We start from the raw sequence: 17533 nt of genomic DNA, 5'->3' as shown, positions 1-17533 counted from the left end.
AAAGCTTAGTGATGCAAATAAGCTTGATCATGTTACTTGGTGTATTACTTATCTTGTCGGTTTGCATTCAACTGTATTCTGATGATCGGCAACGTGCGCTTGATTTTGTTTCTAGTGATAGCACTTTTGAACGTGTCAGTTCTTTAATTGCTATTTTAGGAGATACACCAAGTAATTTGCATAATGATATTATTAGTGCCAGCCAAGGCAGAGGTTTTTATTTATCACTTGGTGCTAAACCTGTTATTGAAAGCGCTGTTGAATCGCCTTTAACTTTAAAACTGAAAGGTTTTATCCCTGATGCGCAATTTAAAGACATTCGTGTTGTTGCTTCAAGTTTAAAGCATAATTATAAAGAGCGAGATATTCGTCGTCAGCAGGAAAAACAAGATCGCCTTCAAGAAGAGACTGATAACAGTAAAAAACAAGAAAAATACGATCGTATTAAGCGTACTCGTTATAACGTTAAACTAACGGGGTCAATACAGTTAGCTGATCATAGCTGGTTAAATTTTAGCTCTGCGATTGATGAACAGGCAGATAACTTACCCTTGCAGACGGTTTTATTGATCATTATTTCTACTATTTTGATTTTAAGTACGATGGCTTGGACGGTAAAACGTGCGTTAAAGCCAATTGAAATCCTAGCGATTGTCGCCAAAAAAGTCGGCAATGAGAGATATTTTAATAATATTCCCGAAGTTGGGCCTAGCGAGGTATTGCCTGCGATTTCAGCATTTAATCAAATGCAAACAAACCTGTCAGACTTTATTGATGATCGCGACAAGATGCTAGCGACTATTTCTCATGATTTAAGAACACCGATTACGAGTTTACGATTGCGCCTTGAGTTTATTGAAGCAAGTGAAGATAAGTCGCGTATGTTAGAAACGGTTAATCAAATGGAAAAAATGCTCAAAGCGACATTGGATTTTGCTAAAGATGATGCTCAAAAAGAAAATAAGCAAGATTTGGAGTTAGTAAGTCTTATGAGCACAATATGTGATGAGTACCGAGACCGTGGTATTGATATCCAGTTAAAAAGTGCTGAAAAACTTATTTTTCGGTTATGGCCTACGGCTTTTCGTCGGGTTATTGAAAATCTGATTAATAATAGTATTGCCTATGGTAAAGATGAGCAGGGAGAAGTGCATATCACTGTGGCAATGAGGAAACATGTGGGTAATTTGATCTTATCAATCAGTGATACTGGATCTGGTATTGAGGAGTCGCTCTTTGAAGAGGTTATCAAACCATTTGTACGTTTAGATAAGGCTCGAGATACACAGGATTCTAGTGTTGGTCTGGGGTTAGCGATTAGCCACAGTATTATACAAGCACATGCGGGACGAATTTCTTTTAGCAACTTGAAAACAGGTGGCTTAAAAGTGGAAATTACTTTACCTACGACTTAGAGCTTTAAAAGTAAAAAGGGCAAAAAATGTTGCTCTTTTTACTTTTTATAAACTGATAACCTTCAATTAAAATAGTTCGTTATCCTGGCTACTTGTGGAGTTACCTGTATTGCTTCCGCCATTAAAAGGATTGTCTTGGTATCTATCTGTTGGCTCGACATATTCCGTTGGTACTGTGCCACTTTTAAAGTATTCAAATAAGGTTGTATGGTCGGTCTTGCGAGTTAGCAATCCGGTTGTTGTATCTATGCGCGCACTAGAAATACTTTTTGGTCTCATCTTCTTCGCTACTGGTTTTGATAAGGCGGTTTGCTCCATAAACTCAATCCAAGCTGGTAAAGCGGTTCTTGCTCCAAATTCACCACCTGAAACCTGATCCTTACCTAGGTTAGAATTAACACTTGCTCGCCCTAAATCACGGTTGAAATTATCGAACCCAACCCATGAAGTTGCGACAACATCACCAACATAACCAGAAAACCAAGCATCTTTGGAATCATTGGTAGTACCAGTTTTTCCTCCAATATCATGACGTTGAAGTGCTCTAGCCGCTCGCCAACCTGTTCCATTCCACCCTGTTTTATGTTTCCAACTACCACCACCCCATATTGCGCTATAAAGTAATTCTCTGGTTAAAAACGCTGTCTCCGGAGAAATAACTGATTGTGCAATTTGTTCTTTACTCACAGGAGCGATCGCACACATAGGATCATCGGATTGTGGTAGGCCGTCTATGATGTCACCTTCTAATGCCTGTTGTTTGTATAAAGCATTACAACCTAAACAGATAATTTTAGGTGTCGCTTGATAAATAACTGTGCCATAGGCGTCTTCAATTCGCTCGATAATGTAAGGTTCTATTTGATAACCTCCATTTACTATCATGGCATACCCAGTTACCACTTTAAGAGGTGAAAGCGATGCAGAACCCAGAGCAATCGAATTATTTTTAGGTATTTTTTCTTTATCGAAGCCATATTTACCAAGTTGATCAACTACTTTTGTAACACCTATATCCTGTACTAAGCGCACAGAAACAACGTTTTTAGATTGTCCTAGCGCACGTCGTAAGCGGATCGGACCATCATAAATAGCAGGTGAATTTTTTGGTCGCCAAGCTGACACTACCGGTCCATTGATTAATAGGAGCATCATTAACTAATGTTGCTAAGGTATAACCATTGTCAATGGTCGCAGAGTAGATAAAAGGTTTAATATTTGAGCCGACTTGTCGTTCAGCTTGTGTTGCGCGGTTAAATTTACTTTGTACAAAACTAAAGCCACCAACTAGGGAGGTAATCGCACCGTCCTGTGGATTAAGTGATACAAATGCAACGACTAGCATCTGGGTATTGGGATAACTCCAATACATCATTTTTTTTACGTACCCAAATAAGTTCTCCCACCGTTGCAATATCACTAGCAACTTTAGGTGCTTTACCTTGTCTAGTATCACTTATGTAGGGTCTTGCCCATTTTAGGCCATCCCAGTCTATTTGCTCCTCCACACCTTGTCCATTTTTAGTTATTACAGTGATTGATTGGTTCTCAACCTTGGTAACAACAGCGGGTTGTAGGTCTGCAAAACTTGGCTCTTGTTTTAATTTTTTTAAAATATCTTCAACTGACCAGTTTTCAGCAGGGGCTTCCCAATACATGCCCGTTGCGCCTCGGTAACCATGGCGCATATCATAATTATGCAAGTTATTGATGACTGCTTGATTAGCCGCCTGTTGAGATGTTTTATTAATAGTAGTGTAAACATTATAACCGTTATTATGAGCCTCCTCTGCACCATACATTTCTAATAATTTTTTATGCGCGAGATCTGCAACATAATGAGCAGATAATGTAATCTCTGCACCGTGGTATTTGCCTGTTATAGGGCTGTTTTTAGCTTCATCATATTCAGCTTGAGTAATATATTTCTCATCTAACATACGCATTAATACAACATTTCGTCTGGCTTTAGCGTTAGAAGGCGAATATATTGGATTATTCGTAGAGGGTGCTTTAGGTAAACCAGCAATAACAGCCATTTCAGGTAAGGTTAATTGATCAACAGATTTGCCATAATAGACTTGTGCAAAGAAGACCAACACCAAATGATCTATGCCCTAATGAAATTTTATTAAGGTAGAGCATTAAAATTTCATCTTTGGTTAATAATTGCTCAATTTGGATCGCAATGAATATTTCTTTAATTTTACGTATAAAAGTTTTCTCACGCGTTAAAAAGAAATTTCGAGCGACTTGTTGGGTGATTGTACTTGCACCCTGTTTAGCTTGACCAGATGTGGCATATACTATGGCAGAGACGTACTATACCAATAGGGTCAATACCTAAATGTTGGTAATAACGACTATCTTCAGTGGCTAAGAATGCATGTACTAACTGTTCGGGAACTTCATTACGTTTCAATGGTATACGTCGTTTTTCTCCGTACTGAGATAACAATTCTCCATCAATACTAAAGACTTTCATCGGAACTTGTAGTTTAATGTCTTGAATGGTGGCAACGTCTGGTAAATCTGATTTTAGATGGTAATAAATTCCAATTATTACACCGAAACCTAATAGTGCAATGAGCACTGATGCAATAAAAAATCGCTTAATCCATCTATTCATTTTATATTTACCTTTGCAAATTTTGATAACTAACTGATAAACTGATTCTGTTTTAATAGTATATAGTGATAATTGAGGATATAAAGAGGGAAGTGTGACTTATCACCTTGGAAGTTATCAGTTTTCATCTTATTATTAAGTGTTTTAATTGCGCTGTGTTTGTTAGAGATATAAAGTGAATTAACCAATAAAATCTAATTTAACTTAAATGATGGCAAGGATGTTATGTTTTCAGCTCTTAAAAAAATTCAAAAGGCATAATCGGTATTGATTTTGGCTCGCATTCAATAAAAGCTGTTGCCATTTCAAAAGGGAAAGGTACTTTCCAAATAGATGCCGTTGCAGAGGCGCCAATTCCTAAAGGCCTGATTGTTGATAATCACTTTGAAGATATTGCTAAGCTTACGCAAATAATTAAGCAACTACGTAAAAACTTTCCTACTTCCTATAAAAATGTTGCCATGGCGGTAAAAGGTGCTGATGTTATTACCAAAGTGATTGCCATGAATGCAGATCTTGATGAGCTGGAATTAGAGTCGCAAGTTGAGTTAGAAGCCGAAAATAGCATTCCCTTCCCCATTGATGAAATATTCTTAGATTTTGAAATCATAGCCCCTAATGCGGCAGATAAATCCCTTAATGATGTTTTACTCAGTGCGGCACGAAGAGAAACCGTTCTTGCCCAGGTCAACTGTGTTGAAGATGCAGGATTAACGACCAAGATCGTTGATGTCGCTGGTCATGCACAATCTAGAGCATGTGAATTACTTTTTGATCGTCCTGATTATGAAAAAGGCATTGCGATTGTTGATATCGGTGCGTCACAAATGATGCTTCATATTGTACATCAGGGTAATGTGATATTTTCTCGTTCAAAAAATCATGGTGGAGCGTACTTCGTACACAAATGATGGTTGAGTATTACGGGATGAAATTTGCAGATGCCGAAAAAGCTAAGGTTGACCATGAGTGGCCTGCGGACTGTGACCTAGATGTAATAGGCCCTTTTATTAATACTACGGTTAATCATTTACGTTTTGATTTACGAATGTTTACTAACGCACCAAATAATATTCAAGTAGATAAAGTGATATTAATGGGTGGCTGTCAGTTATTGCCTGGTCTAGTCACACAACTAGAGGAAGAGTTAAGTCTGGATGTTGAAGTGGCTAATCCATTTATTGGGTTTGAATATAAAAATGATTCTGATAAAACCTTACTTCATAAAGTGGGCACAAAATACATGATGGCACTAGGCCTGGCATTAAGAGGAGTTCAATAATAATGTCAAATATTAATTTATTGCCCTGGCGAGAAGAGTATAAACAGAAAAAGAAAAATATATTCTATGTAGTATTGTTATTGAGTTCTTTAGTGGTATTAGGCATATCCTATATGGGAAAATGTATGTTGATTCTTTGATTAGTGCACAAAATCAAAGAAATCAATTTTTACAAACTCAAACCATTATTATAGATCGCCGTATTGCTGAAATTAGGACCATTAAAAAAGAAAAAGCCGAGCTTGAAAGGCGAATCAATTTAATTCAAACATTAGAAGAAAAGCGTAATGATGCAACCAGGTTATTTAATACGCTTGCAGATACGGTTCCAGCGGGGGTTTATTTATTAACTTCTTCATTTAATAATGAAAAAGTGGTGGTACAGGGGACTGCAGAATCAAATAATCGAGTGACAACAATGATGCGTAATGTTGATGGTTCAGGTTGGCTGGGGATTCTTACCTACGTAATATTAAAGAAGGTCCTACAGAACCGATTAAACTCTATAATTTTGGGATGGATTTCAAAATTGTTCCTGAACAGCAAGGAGCTAAATAATGGATATTAATGAGCTAGACTTTGATAATGTCGGAAGTTGGCCTGCGCTCTACCGAGGTGTATTTATTACACTGATTGTCGCTATTATTGCTGGTGCTTTTTATTATTATGTCACTATTCCTCAGCTTGAACAGTTAAAACAAGAAGAAATGAAAGAGGAAAAATTAAAAGAAGACTTTATCGTAAAGGTCGCCTTATCTGCCAACTTAGAAGCATACCAGGCGCAAATGGTTGAGATTAAAGTTATTTTTGAGGGACTAATTAATAAATTACCGAGTAAAAAAGAAATTGCAAGCTTGCTTGATGACATAAGCTTTATTGGTGCAGATAATGGTCTGCAATTTAAAAGTATTAATTGGGGGCGAAAAAAGATGGAGAGTTATCTGAAGAGGTGCCCATTAGTATTCAAGTTGTTGGAAGTTATGAGCAACTAGGTAGTTTCGTCACTGATGTAGCCGCTTTACCTCGTATCGTTATTCTGGACAATTTAAGGTTAACCAAGGGGAAAAAGATAAGTTGACCCTAAATGTGATTGCCAAAACTTATCGTTATAAAGGGGGCGAAAAATGAAGCTTCTAATTACTTTGCTTTTATCTTTTTGTCTTTTCTCCTGTGTCGAAGTAAAAACAGATGATCTCACTCAATTTGTTATTGATGCAAAGGCTAAAGTATATCCAATTAACGATAAGATGCCGGTTTTAAAGAAGATTGATGCTTTACCATATACGGGGAATGATGGGCGTAATCCTTTCTCAGATCCTAAAGCTGAAGTTGTTGCTCCAGTTAAAAATGCACCCAAAAGTTGCCCTCAACCTAATTTTAAACGTAAAAAACAAGCCTTAGAGATGTATTCTCTTGATAATTTACTGATGCGGGGTACATTACTTGTTGATGAGGAGTTATGGGCATTAGTACAGACATCAGGTGGTGAAATTCATAAAGTAAAATCAGGCTATTACCTTGGTTTAAATCACGGAAAAGTACTTGAAATCACTAAAACGAAGATAGAACTGTTGGAGTTAGCTTCTGATCGTGATGGTTGTTGGCAAGAACGAATTACTCAGATTACGCTAGAATCCGAATAGGCTCAGAGCAGGGATGAAATGAACATAATGAAAATGATAAATAAAAAACAGCTAACCGCTCTTTTTACCATGGCGGGTTTACTCTTAACTTCTTCTCTTGCGCTTGCTGAGTCGCAATTGACTAAATTAAATGTAAATCCTCTCAGTGAAGGAAAGTTTGAGCTTCAATTTGAATTCAATAACGCGATTTCTGGTTATGTTGACAAATTACATTATCGACCTAACCAATTGGTGGTTGATATAGAAGATGCCAGTTCTATCCTTAAATTAAACCCAATAGAAATTAATAAAAATGGGGTTAAAGCTGTAGAAGCGAATCGCACAACGGACGGATTGCGACTCATTATTGCTCTCGATATTTTAATGCCCTATCGTATCGAACAAAATGACAATTTGTTATTTGTTCGATTTGGCGAAAATACAGAAATAATTACCGGCACAACGCCTAATGAAACTGCCATTATTGCGGCAATTGCACAGGACACAGGTAATCAGACAGCGATCACTTCAGTGGATGAAATTGCTGAAGTGGTAATGGAAGATACTTTACCTGAGCATAAAACGCCTAAGGGTTATGTAAATAGCATTAAATCGATTGATTTTAAACGAGGCTCAGAAGGTCAAGGTAAACTCTTGGTATACCTAGATAATTCTAGTGTTGCTGTTGATATTCGTCGTCGAGATCAGCAGTTAATTGCCGAATTTCAGAGTACCCATATTGCTGATGAATTTTTATATATTATGGATGTGGTTGATTTTGCTACTTCAGTAGAAAAAGTTGAAACCTTTAAAGAAGATGGTAAGAGTCGTTTCGTTTTTGATATTAAAGATGAATATAATTATCGTTATGATCAACTTGATACTCTGTTTATGATTGAAGTCTCTAAACGAGAGGAAGATCAAGCCGAGAATGTTTACGAAGGTAAAGCGATTTCTTTAAACTTCCAAGATATTCCTGTGCGTACTGTATTGCAGTTAATTGCTGACTTTAACGGCTTTAACCTGGTTATTACCGATTCAGTAAGTGGTAATATCACCTTAAGTTTAGAAGATGTGCCATGGGAACAAGCCTTAGATATTATCTTGAAAGTTAAAGGCCTTGGTAAGCGAATGGACGGCAATGTGTTAATGATTGCTCCTGCTACTGAACTAGCGACTAAGGAAAGGACACAGTTAGAAAGTGAAAAAGAAGTTGAAGAGCTTTCTCCTTTATACGCAGAATACATTCAAATTAATTATGCGAAAGTAACCGATATTGTCGCTATGCTATCAAGCGATAAAGTCAGTTTATTATCTGCTCGTGGTGCTGTAAGTACTGATCAACGTACTAATACATTGTTGCTTAAAGATACAGCGACGGTTATTGATTCCGTAAAAGATATGATTGCGGTACTTGATATTCCTGTTCGACAAGTTGTTATTGAAGCTAGAATGGTAACTGTGAGTGATTCTGTTGGTGAAGAGCTAGGGGTTAAATGGGGCTTAACAGCGACTGGTGGGGATACAACTACCTCTGGTACGCTTGAAGGAATAGAAGATACAACTAGCCTTGATGACAGATTGAATGTGAACTTAGGGGTTGCTGATGCTGACCGGTTCTATTGCATTTCAAGTTGCTAAACTAGCTGATGGAGAATTATTAGACTTAGAGCTTTCTGCTTTAGAGTCAGAAAATAAAGCTGAAATTATCGCTAGTCCACGTATTACTACTGCAAACCAACAAACTGCTTATATTGAGCAGGGTACAGAAATTCCTTATGTTGAGTCGGCATCCTCTGGTGCAACATCTGTTGCCTTCAAAAAAGCGGTATTAAGCTTAGAGGTAACACCGCAAATTACACCTGATAATAAAGTCATTTTAGATCTTGTTATCACACAGGACTCAGTGGGTGAATATGTCTCTACTAGTACAGGTACTGCGGTATCGATTGATACTCAAGAAATTTCTACACAGGTATTGGTTGAAAATGGAGAAACTTTAGTCTTAGGTGGTATTTACCAACAACAAATCACTACCAATATCGATAAAGTGCCATTATTAGGTGATATTCCTTACTTAGGTTTCTTATTTAGTAGTTCGGTAGAAAATAGTTCTAAATCTGAGTTACTTATTTTTGTAACACCACGTATTGTGATGCAAACAAAATTCTAAAGTAGTTTCCTTAGAACTACTTATATAACAAACGCCTAAAGTATTACTTTGGGCATTTTTTTATCTATTTACTGGGTGACTGTTTTGTATTTAGTCCTCAATAAGCTATTTTAAGCAATAATATAGAATGGTAATTAATTAGGATCATTACAAATAGTTGCCTTGTTAAAAATACACATGTTTACCTTATAATTTCATTATGCTCACTGGTTTGTGGTTAATAAATGAATCCTGATTACTAAAGGGGGTATTAATGACTTGCAATCACTTATCAACAATTGCGATAATACGCGGCATTTCTTTTTTTATGGAATAATGAATAACAATTATAATCACTAATGACTGAGTAAAATACCACCATGGCAGAACAACGTAATATTTTCTTAATTGGCCCTATGGGGGCTGGTAAAAGCACAATTGGACGTCACCTAGCACAAATGTTGCACCTTAATTTTCATGATTCAGATGCTGAAATTGAGAAAAAAACAGGGGCGGATATCGCTTGGATTTTTGATGTTGAGGGTGAAGATGGTTTCCGCAACAGAGAATCAGACATGATTGATGAATTAAGCCAAAAACACGGTATTGTTCTTGCGACAGGTGGTGGTGCTGTATTACGTCCTGAGAATAGAGGTTACCTTTCTGCACGCGGTATTGTTGTTTATCTGAAAACAAGTGTTGATAAGCAGTTAGCGCGTACTTTAAAAGATAAGCGTCGCCCACTATTACAAGCAGAAGATCCTCGCAGTGTTTTAGAAGCTTTAGCAGAAACACGTAATCAACTTTATGATGAGTCGGCAGATTATACCATTGAAACCGATGAACAAAGTGCTAAAGTTGTTGCTAGTCAAATAATTACTTTATTGGATTTTTAATGGACAAATTAACGGTTGATTTAGGCTCTCGTAGCTACCCTATCTTTATTGGTGAAGAATTAATGTCGCAGAGCGACCTTTTTACTAGTGCTATTAAAGGTAAAAAGGTAATGATTGTAACTAACGATATCGTTGCACCATTATATCTAGCAAATTGTAAAAATAGTCTTAAGCAGTTTGACATTGATGAAGTGATTTTACCTGATGGTGAGAAACATAAGACTTTAGCTGTATTCGAAACGATTTTAAGTGCATTGCTTGAAAAGAAACATGCACGTGATACTACGATTGTTGCTTTAGGTGGCGGTGTGATTGGGGATATGGCAGGATTTGTCATCGCTTGTTATCAACGTGGTGTACCATTTATTCAGGTACCAACTACCTTGCTTTCGCAAGTTGATTCATCCGTTGGTGGGAAAACAGCTGTCAATCATCCTTTAGGGAAAAATATGATTGGTGCGTTTTATCAGCCTCAATCGGTAATTATTGATATCAATTGTCTCGCAACATTACCAGCAAGAGAATTTTCTGCAGGTATGGCAGAAGTCATTAAATATGGCATTATTTATGATGCTGACTTTTTTCATTGGCTGGACGAAAATGCGAATGATATAAAAGCGAAAAAACCACAGGCAATCATTTATATGATTAAAAGATGCTGTGAGATTAAAGCTGAAGTAGTTGCTCAAGATGAAAAAGAACATGGCATCCGTGCATTATTGAACCTAGGTCATACCTTTGGGCATGCAATAGAAGCTGAACCAGGGTTATGGCAACTGGTTACATGGTGAAGCCGTTGGTGCTGGAATGGTGCTTGCAGCTAAAACATCTCTTGTTTTAGGTATGATGTCGGCTTCACAGGTTGAACAAATTACCTTATTAATCAAATGTTTTGATCTTCCATTAACAGCTCCTGATGAAATGACCTACGAACATTTTGCAAAACACATGCAACTTGATAAAAAAGTGTTAAATGGGCAATTACGCTTAATTCTACCAACAAGCATTGGTAGTAGTGAGGTTTTCTCTGACGTTAGTGAAGCAGTGCTTCGTAGTGTCATTGAACATTAATAATAATGGTTGAACGTACGCTCATATCATTCCCCTCTCAGTTACAGTTAATTGAGCGTTTACAACATTTACTGTATTTATCATCGTCGATAACCTTTATCTCTGGTGAAGCTGGGAGTGGTAAAAGCACTTTAGTAGAGCAATTATCTAATTTATTGCCCGATGATACTCAGCAAGCTTTTATTCGTCTGTATCAAACCACACCTGCAACTCAAATTCGTCAGCAAATTATTGCTCAACTATTTGAAGATCCCTTATTTAATGCTGAAGATTCTTTGGCTAACATCTTATTATTATTAAAAGATTCACAAAAATCAGACGTCAGCCGTGCAGTGGTAATAGATAATGCAGAATTATTACCTGCTCAATTATTAACTGAGTTAGCAGAGGTCATTGACCAGAAGTTTCGTTTTACAGATCATGAGATTAGCTTTATATTATTAAGTGATGATCTAAAGACCAGTCAAATGGTAAAAACCATCAAGAAACTTCCCCGTCACTTGAATGTCGCGACACTTACCTTTAAATTGGCACCTCTGAGTGCTAATGAAGCCGAACAATTATTAAACCATCGTTTCCAGCAAATAGGTTATTCACCACAAATAGAGCACCAAGACGCTATTGCACTTCAACTTTCTCGTTGCCAAGGAATACCTGAAAAAATACTTGCCTTAGCAACAAAGGTTAGCAGTGGCGAGTTAGATGATCGAAAGCTTTCTTGGATGAAGAATGGTTTGCCTGCGATATTAGTTATGTTTGCTTTTATTATTGTTGTCGCTAGCTTAGCTTATTATTTATATCCAAAATTTATCAAAACTGATCCCGAAGTAGATATTATTATTGAAACAGATTCAGTATTGCCCGAAAGTATCGATTCAACAGAACTTATTACTGATAGTGACATAGATATTAGTCTCGATACTATAAGTGATTCAGAATCAACAGAAGTACTCGCTGGACAGTGGAACGCAACAACACAAAGTGTTACAGATAATCAACTTAGCGTTGGAGAGGCCGACTCGCAACAGCGTGTTGTTATTTCGGAGCAAAGCAGTTAATTGAACTATCTTCATCAGAAGCACAAAATACACTTCAGGAAGCAGAGCAGAGTGAAGTTGCTACTTTATTACCTGAAGCTGTGGAAAATAAGCCTATAGAATTAAGCGCTTCTGTAGATGAAGTATTGCCTGTTACTAGTGAGGCAGTTAAAACAGAAATTGATGAAGGTTCATCACCTTTAGTTCTTGAAGAAGAAGTTGAAGCGCAGATTTCACAAGTCACGATTGAGCAGGAAAATATTAAGCAACAGGCTCCGATAAAAGCACCCGTTGAAAATGAGACGAATGATACCTTTGTTGCTAAAGATATTTTATTTGCTATTAACCCTAATTTTTATACCTTACAACTTGCGGGGTTTGCTTCAGAAGCATCATTAAATCGCTTTATTGGACAGCATAATTTACCACAAAAAGATGTTTATATTTATCAGACAATACGTAATGAAAATACATGGTATGTAGTGATTTATGGGCAATATGAAAGCCGAGAAATAGCCACAACTCAAGCACAACAGTTACCTGGTTCATTTGCTGAACTAAGCACTTGGGCAAAGAAATACGAATTAGTACATCAGGATCTTCAGCGGGATGAATAATAAAAAACATCGTGCTTTTTTGAAATGGGCGGGTGGTAAATATTCACTAACTGAACAAATTAATCAACGCTTACCTGCCGGTAAAAGGCTTGTAGAACCTTTTGTTGGTGCTTGTTCTGTGTTTTTAAATAGTGATTTTGATGAATACTTGCTCAATGATATCAACGCCGATTTAATTGCTATGTACAATATCATCAAGCGAAGACCGCTAGGTTTTATTGCCGATGCCAAGCGTTACTTTCAACCTCAATATAATACTGAACAAAGTTATTATCAAATTCGTGCTGAGTTTAATCAAAGTACGGATCCCTATCAGCGCTCGTTACTGTTTTTATATATGAATCGTCATGGCTACAATGGTTTATGCCGTTACAATCAAAGTGGCGGTTTTAATGTGCCCTTTGGACGATATAAAAAGCCCTATTTTCCTGAAAAAGAGCTATTATTTTTTGCTGAAAAAGCCAAAAAGGCTAAATTTGTTTGTAAACCATATCAAAAACTATTTCAGTATTTACGTAATGATGATGTGCTTTATTGTGATCCACCCTATGTGCCGCTGAGTGTTAGCGCTTCATTCACGGGTTACGCAAAGGAAGGGTTTAGTCTTGATGACCAGGCAAACTTAGCGCGTCTTGCAAGAGAATCAAAGTGTGCTGTCTTACTTAGTAATCATGATACTACTTTAACGCAGGAATTATATCGCGATGCTGTATGCGATAAAATACAGGTGTCTCGTACAATTAGTAGTAACGCTAGTAATCGTAACTCTGTCGGTGAGATATTTGCCTTATTTAAGGCGATTGACACTAATAAAAATTAGTCTGTTGCAGTTTGCTTCGGTAGAATAGTGACCACATTCTGCTCTAACTGTTATAGGTAAAAACATGACCGATTATTTAATTGCCCCTTCAATCCTTTCTGCTGATTTTGCCCGTCTAGGGGATGATGTCCAACAAGTACTTGCTGGTGGTGCCGATGTTGTACATTTTGATGTCATGGATAATCATTACGTTCCTAATTTGACGATTGGGCCAATGGTCTGCAAAGCATTACGTGATTATGGTATTACAGCGCCGATTGATGTGCATTTAATGGTTGAACCCGTTGATACTATGATTGTTGATTTTGCAAAAGCAGGGGCGTCAATTATTACCTTTCACCCAGATGCGTCAAAACATGTTGATCGCTCATTACAATTGATTAAAGACCATGGTTGTAAAGCTGGTTTAGTATTAAACCCAGCAAGTTCACTTGAAGAGCTAACACATGTCATGGATAAGCTAGACGTCATACTGCTAATGTCTGTTAATCCTGGTTTTGGTGGTCAATCATTTATTCCACATACACTTGAGAAATTACGTCAAGTGAGAGCGCTAATCGATGCAAGTGGTCGTGATATTCGTCTACAGGTTGATGGTGGTGTTAAAGTAGACAATATTAAAGAAATTGCTGAAGCAGGTGCTGATATGTTTGTTGCTGGCTCTGCTATTTTTAATCAACCTAATTACAAAACCGTTATTGATCAAATGCGCAGTGAGTTAGCAAAAATCTAATGAATAAAATAGATAACATTAAATTAATTTGTTTTGATTTGGATGGAACACTTGTTGATAGTGTTCCTGATTTACGTTTAGCACTGAATGCTATGTTAAATGAGTTTGAATTACCCCATTGCAAAGACGAAGACATTAAAACTTGGGTTGGTAATGGCATACCTAAGCTTGTAGAACGTGCCTTAAAGCATGTTGGTAATCAAACTGTTTCGCAGTGCGAAGCATTAAGTCGTTTCGAGCAACATTATCAACACTACCTTAATAGTGCTTCTTGTTTGTATGATAATGTTGCGGAAACCCTTAAAACCTTAAAATCGCGTGGTTATGAAACTGCTTTAATCACTAATAAAGCCGAACAGTTTCTTCCTGATTTATTAGCAAATTTTAAAATTAGTGACTATTTTGATTTAGTTTTAGGTGGCGATTCACTTGCCAAAAACAAGCCAGACCCAATGCAAGTTAATTATGCGCTTGAGCATTTTTCCTGTGATAAAACTCAGGCGGTTATGGTTGGAGATTCAAAAAACGATATCTTAGCAGGGAAAAATGCTGGCTTAGTGAGTATCGCATTAACCTATGGTTATAACTATGGAGAGCCTGTATCTCTGTTAAACCCAGATTATATTATTGATCAATTTAATGAATTGTTAGTGCTACTTTAAGCACCGTAAGGAATACAAAATGAGTAAACCAATTGTCTTAAGTGGATGCCAACCTTCAGGCGCCTTGACTATCGGAAACTATATGGGCGCTCTGCGTCAATGGGTAACTATGCAACAAACAAGCGATTGTCTATTTTGTTTAGTTGATTTACACGCCATTACTGTTCGACAAGATCCCAAAGCATTGCGTCAGGCCATTTATGACGGTTTAGCTATGTATCAAGCTGTTGGTATAGACCCTACAAAAAGCACCATGTTTATCCAATCACAGGTGCCAGAGCATGCAGAGCTATCTTGGATTTTAAATTGTTATACGCAGATGGGAGAGTTGAACCGTATGACACAATTTAAAGAAAAATCACAAAAAAATGTGTCTAATATTAATGCCGGTTTATTTGGTTACCCTGTGTTAATGGTCGCTGATATTTTATTGTATGGCCCTAAAAATGTACCAGTTGGTAGTGATCAAAAGCGAGCATTTAGAGCTGGCTCGTGACATTGCAACACGATTCAATAATGCCTATGGCGATACTTTTGTTGTACCTGAGCCTGCCATTCCAGAGCACGGCGCACGTATCATGAGCCTGCAGGAGCCAACTAAGAAAATGTCTAAGTCAGACGATAATGAGAAAAACTTTATCGGCTTATTAGAAGACCCTAAAAAAATAGCTAAAAAAATTAAAGTCAGCTGCAACAGATTCCGACGAACAAGCGCGTATTTATTTTGATAAAGATGAAAAACCAGGTGTTTCTAATTTACTTACATTGCTTTCCTGTTCAACGGGTACCAGTATAGAAAGCTTGATCCCGCAGTACGAAGATAAAATGTATGGTCATTTAAAAGTTGATACAGCTGATGCTGTGGTAAGCTTATTAGAGCCTATCCAAGCTCGTTATAAAGAATTACGTGCTGATGAACAAGCTTTGCAAGCCATTGCAAGAGTAGGAGCAGAGAAAGCGCGAGTGCGTGCTTTGCAGAAACGCTAGCGAAGGTGTACGATAAAATCGGATTTTTGCCTAAATAACAATCTGTTAATATGTTGAATATGAGGCTAACTAGGTTAGCCTTTTATTTTTAATATTTAAATTTGATTTAATATTCGTTAAATTTTTGTTATCAAAAGGTAGTGTGAAAAATAATCGGTGGATCATGCATCAAAATATGATAATTAATTGTTGTGCTGATTTTTTTGCTCTATACTGTGACAACTTACTTATTAACTCTTAATTATCAAAAGGAACTTGTATGCGATTTCTACCTCTCTCCACCATTGCAATTTCATTATTGCTACTAACTGCTTGTGGTGGAACCCTTGAAGGTGCAACGGACGATACTTCAACAGACGAGACTGATTCAACAACTACGGCTGTTGATACGGAAGTTCCAATCGTTGAAAGTGCGGTTGGCTCACCTTCTTATTTTTCATATGAAGGTGTTTCATCAGATTGGATTACAATTAAAGGGGTTGGTGCGGAAGGAACCAGAAGAAACTGCCACTGTATCTTTTAAAATAGTGGATGCAAATGGAGAAGCAATAGAGGGTGAAGTTGTAACATTTGAATTGTTAGCTTCTCCAGAAGGAACAAGTATAAGCGTTGATACAGCAACCTCTGATGAGGATGGTCTTGTAAGCACACTCATAAAGTCAGGAGTAGTTGCAGGTCCTGTTGTAGTAAAAGTGGTACTTGTTAGTGATGATGATATTTATAAGACATCTAACCAGTTGAATATTTCTACTGGTTATCCAGACCAAGATAGCTTTACCTTAGCAGACAGAAACTTTATCGCCTGAAGCTCAAAATTATATCGTTTCTGATGGTATTACTGTTTATTTAGGTGGAGGAGAAGATAATACTGCTGTACCAGATGGCACGACTGTAAACTTTACTACTACTTCTGGAAGAATAACTGATTCTTCGGGAACAAAAGGTTATTGTTTAACAGAAGGTAGTGAATGTACTATGGAATGGAAGTCAACATTACCACATGCTTCTAATGGTCGGGCAATAATAACTGCAACAGCGATTGGTGAAGAAAGTTTTATTGATAGTATTGATGATGGTGAATATACAGAAGGTGAAGTATTCACTGATACTAACGGAGATTCTAAATATACTGGTTATTTATGTCCTGTATCGGGTGATGGTGATTATTGTGTTCGGGAGTTAATTACGATCACAAAAAGTATTCAAATTGTCATAGGTGGATCAGAATTTTCTTGTGACTTTAAAGATGCTACTGGTACTTTTATTTCTAATGTAGACCTTACAACGGCAACGGGCAGTGAGTCTGTAACCTTTACAGTGTCTGTTTATGATGATACGTATAGTAATACACCTCCTGCAGGTACAGGTATTTCTTCTTCAATTGAAAATGGCGAGATTGCTGGTGATACAGATAGTTGGACTGTAACAGACTCACTAAATAGTACATATGATTTTGATGTTACTTTAAAACGTGAAACTACTGAAAATGGAGTATTAACTGGTAATGCGACATTTTTAGTTACATCGCCAAATGGAATTATATCTACATGTAGTATTCCAGTAAGTGATGATGCTTAAGATAAGTCTTGTTAATAATATTTAATTATCAT

General features: G+C 37.0%; 14 protein-coding genes and 5 pseudogenes. 18 read left to right on the top strand and 1 reads right to left on the bottom strand.

Annotated elements, in window-relative coordinates; all coding sequences use genetic code 11:
* The first annotated feature begins 11 nt into the window (after positions 1 to 11).
* Positions 12 to 1415 carry an ATP-binding protein gene (locus tag ACLKMH_RS02190; RefSeq protein ID WP_413700697.1) on the top strand — a complete coding sequence of 468 codons (1404 nt, stop codon included), beginning with the start codon at positions 12 to 14 and terminating at the stop codon, positions 1413 to 1415.
* A 66-nt stretch (positions 1416 to 1481) separates the two neighbouring features.
* Here the strand turns inward: ACLKMH_RS02190 and ACLKMH_RS02185 are convergent.
* Positions 1482 to 4044 (bottom strand): annotated as a pseudogene (locus ACLKMH_RS02185) (penicillin-binding protein 1A).
* A 257-nt stretch (positions 4045 to 4301) separates the two neighbouring features.
* On the opposite strand from ACLKMH_RS02185, the gene pilM (ACLKMH_RS02180) reads away from it, so the two are divergent.
* The 17 genes and pseudogenes from pilM (ACLKMH_RS02180) to ACLKMH_RS02100 all read left to right on the top strand — a co-directional run bounded on the left by pilM (ACLKMH_RS02180) (position 4302) and on the right by ACLKMH_RS02100 (position 17501).
* Positions 4302 to 4955 carry a type IV pilus assembly protein PilM gene (gene pilM / locus ACLKMH_RS02180; RefSeq protein ID WP_413702235.1) on the top strand — a complete coding sequence of 218 codons (654 nt, stop codon included), beginning with the start codon at positions 4302 to 4304 and terminating at the stop codon, positions 4953 to 4955.
* Between the two features lie 17 nt (positions 4956 to 4972).
* Positions 4973 to 5326, top strand: coding sequence for a pilus assembly protein PilM (gene pilM / locus ACLKMH_RS02175; RefSeq protein ID WP_413700696.1), 354 nt, complete (start codon positions 4973 to 4975; stop codon positions 5324 to 5326).
* Between the two features lie 121 nt (positions 5327 to 5447).
* Entirely contained in the window at positions 5448 to 5894 is a 447-nt protein-coding gene (locus tag ACLKMH_RS02170) for a PilN domain-containing protein (protein WP_413700695.1), read from the top strand.
* Positions 5884 to 6404, top strand: a pseudogene (locus tag ACLKMH_RS02165) (type 4a pilus biogenesis protein PilO). Before ACLKMH_RS02170 ends, ACLKMH_RS02165 begins: the two are co-directional and overlap by 11 nt.
* 46 nt (positions 6405 to 6450) lie before the next feature.
* Positions 6451 to 6969, top strand: a complete 519-nt coding sequence (locus ACLKMH_RS02160; RefSeq protein ID WP_413700694.1) for a pilus assembly protein PilP — start codon at positions 6451 to 6453, stop codon at positions 6967 to 6969.
* Positions 6970 to 6996: 27 nt separating this feature from the next.
* Positions 6997 to 9121, top strand: a pseudogene (gene pilQ / locus ACLKMH_RS02155) (type IV pilus secretin PilQ).
* Positions 9122 to 9480: 359 nt separating this feature from the next.
* Entirely contained in the window at positions 9481 to 9996 is a 516-nt protein-coding gene (gene aroK, locus ACLKMH_RS02150) for a shikimate kinase AroK (protein ID WP_413700693.1), read from the top strand.
* Positions 9996 to 11067, top strand: a pseudogene (gene aroB, locus ACLKMH_RS02145) (3-dehydroquinate synthase). Before aroK ends, aroB begins: the two are co-directional and overlap by 1 nt.
* 5 nt (positions 11068 to 11072) lie before the next feature.
* Positions 11073 to 12125: an AAA family ATPase gene (locus ACLKMH_RS02140; protein ID WP_413700692.1), complete on the top strand. Its 1053-nt coding sequence runs from the start codon at positions 11073 to 11075 to the stop codon at positions 12123 to 12125.
* Positions 12126 to 12205: 80 nt separating this feature from the next.
* A complete protein-coding gene (locus tag ACLKMH_RS02135) occupies positions 12206 to 12721 on the top strand; it encodes an SPOR domain-containing protein (RefSeq protein ID WP_413700691.1) in 516 nt (171 codons plus the stop codon).
* Complete coding sequence (locus tag ACLKMH_RS02130) at positions 12714 to 13541, top strand: Dam family site-specific DNA-(adenine-N6)-methyltransferase (protein WP_413700690.1); 828 nt, start codon at positions 12714 to 12716, stop codon at positions 13539 to 13541. The genes ACLKMH_RS02135 and ACLKMH_RS02130 overlap by 8 nt, the downstream gene beginning before the upstream one ends.
* A gap of 64 nt (positions 13542 to 13605) precedes the next feature.
* Positions 13606 to 14274, top strand: a complete 669-nt coding sequence (gene rpe / locus ACLKMH_RS02125; RefSeq protein WP_413700689.1) for a ribulose-phosphate 3-epimerase — start codon at positions 13606 to 13608, stop codon at positions 14272 to 14274.
* On the top strand, positions 14274 to 14936 hold the full coding sequence (locus ACLKMH_RS02120; protein ID WP_413700688.1) for a phosphoglycolate phosphatase: 663 nt from the start codon (positions 14274 to 14276) through the stop codon (positions 14934 to 14936). Before rpe ends, ACLKMH_RS02120 begins: the two co-directional genes overlap by 1 nt.
* Before the next feature lie 19 nt (positions 14937 to 14955).
* Positions 14956 to 15961, top strand: a pseudogene (trpS, locus tag ACLKMH_RS02115) (tryptophan--tRNA ligase).
* A 221-nt stretch (positions 15962 to 16182) separates the two neighbouring features.
* Entirely contained in the window at positions 16183 to 16446 is a 264-nt protein-coding gene (locus tag ACLKMH_RS02110) for a hypothetical protein (RefSeq protein WP_413700687.1), read from the top strand.
* Complete coding sequence (locus ACLKMH_RS02105; RefSeq protein ID WP_413700686.1) at positions 16406 to 16729, top strand: hypothetical protein; 324 nt, start codon at positions 16406 to 16408, stop codon at positions 16727 to 16729. Before ACLKMH_RS02110 ends, ACLKMH_RS02105 begins: the two co-directional genes overlap by 41 nt.
* A gap of 169 nt (positions 16730 to 16898) precedes the next feature.
* Positions 16899 to 17501, top strand: coding sequence for a hypothetical protein (locus tag ACLKMH_RS02100; RefSeq protein WP_413700685.1), 603 nt, complete (start codon positions 16899 to 16901; stop codon positions 17499 to 17501).
* Positions 17502 to 17533 lie beyond the last annotated feature (32 nt).

Source organism: Psychromonas sp. KJ10-10, assembly GCF_047323245.1.
Classification (GTDB): domain Bacteria; phylum Pseudomonadota; class Gammaproteobacteria; order Enterobacterales; family Psychromonadaceae; genus Psychromonas.
The sequence above is the reverse complement of the archived record's forward strand: the minus strand, read 5'-3'. Positions and strand labels throughout refer to the sequence as shown.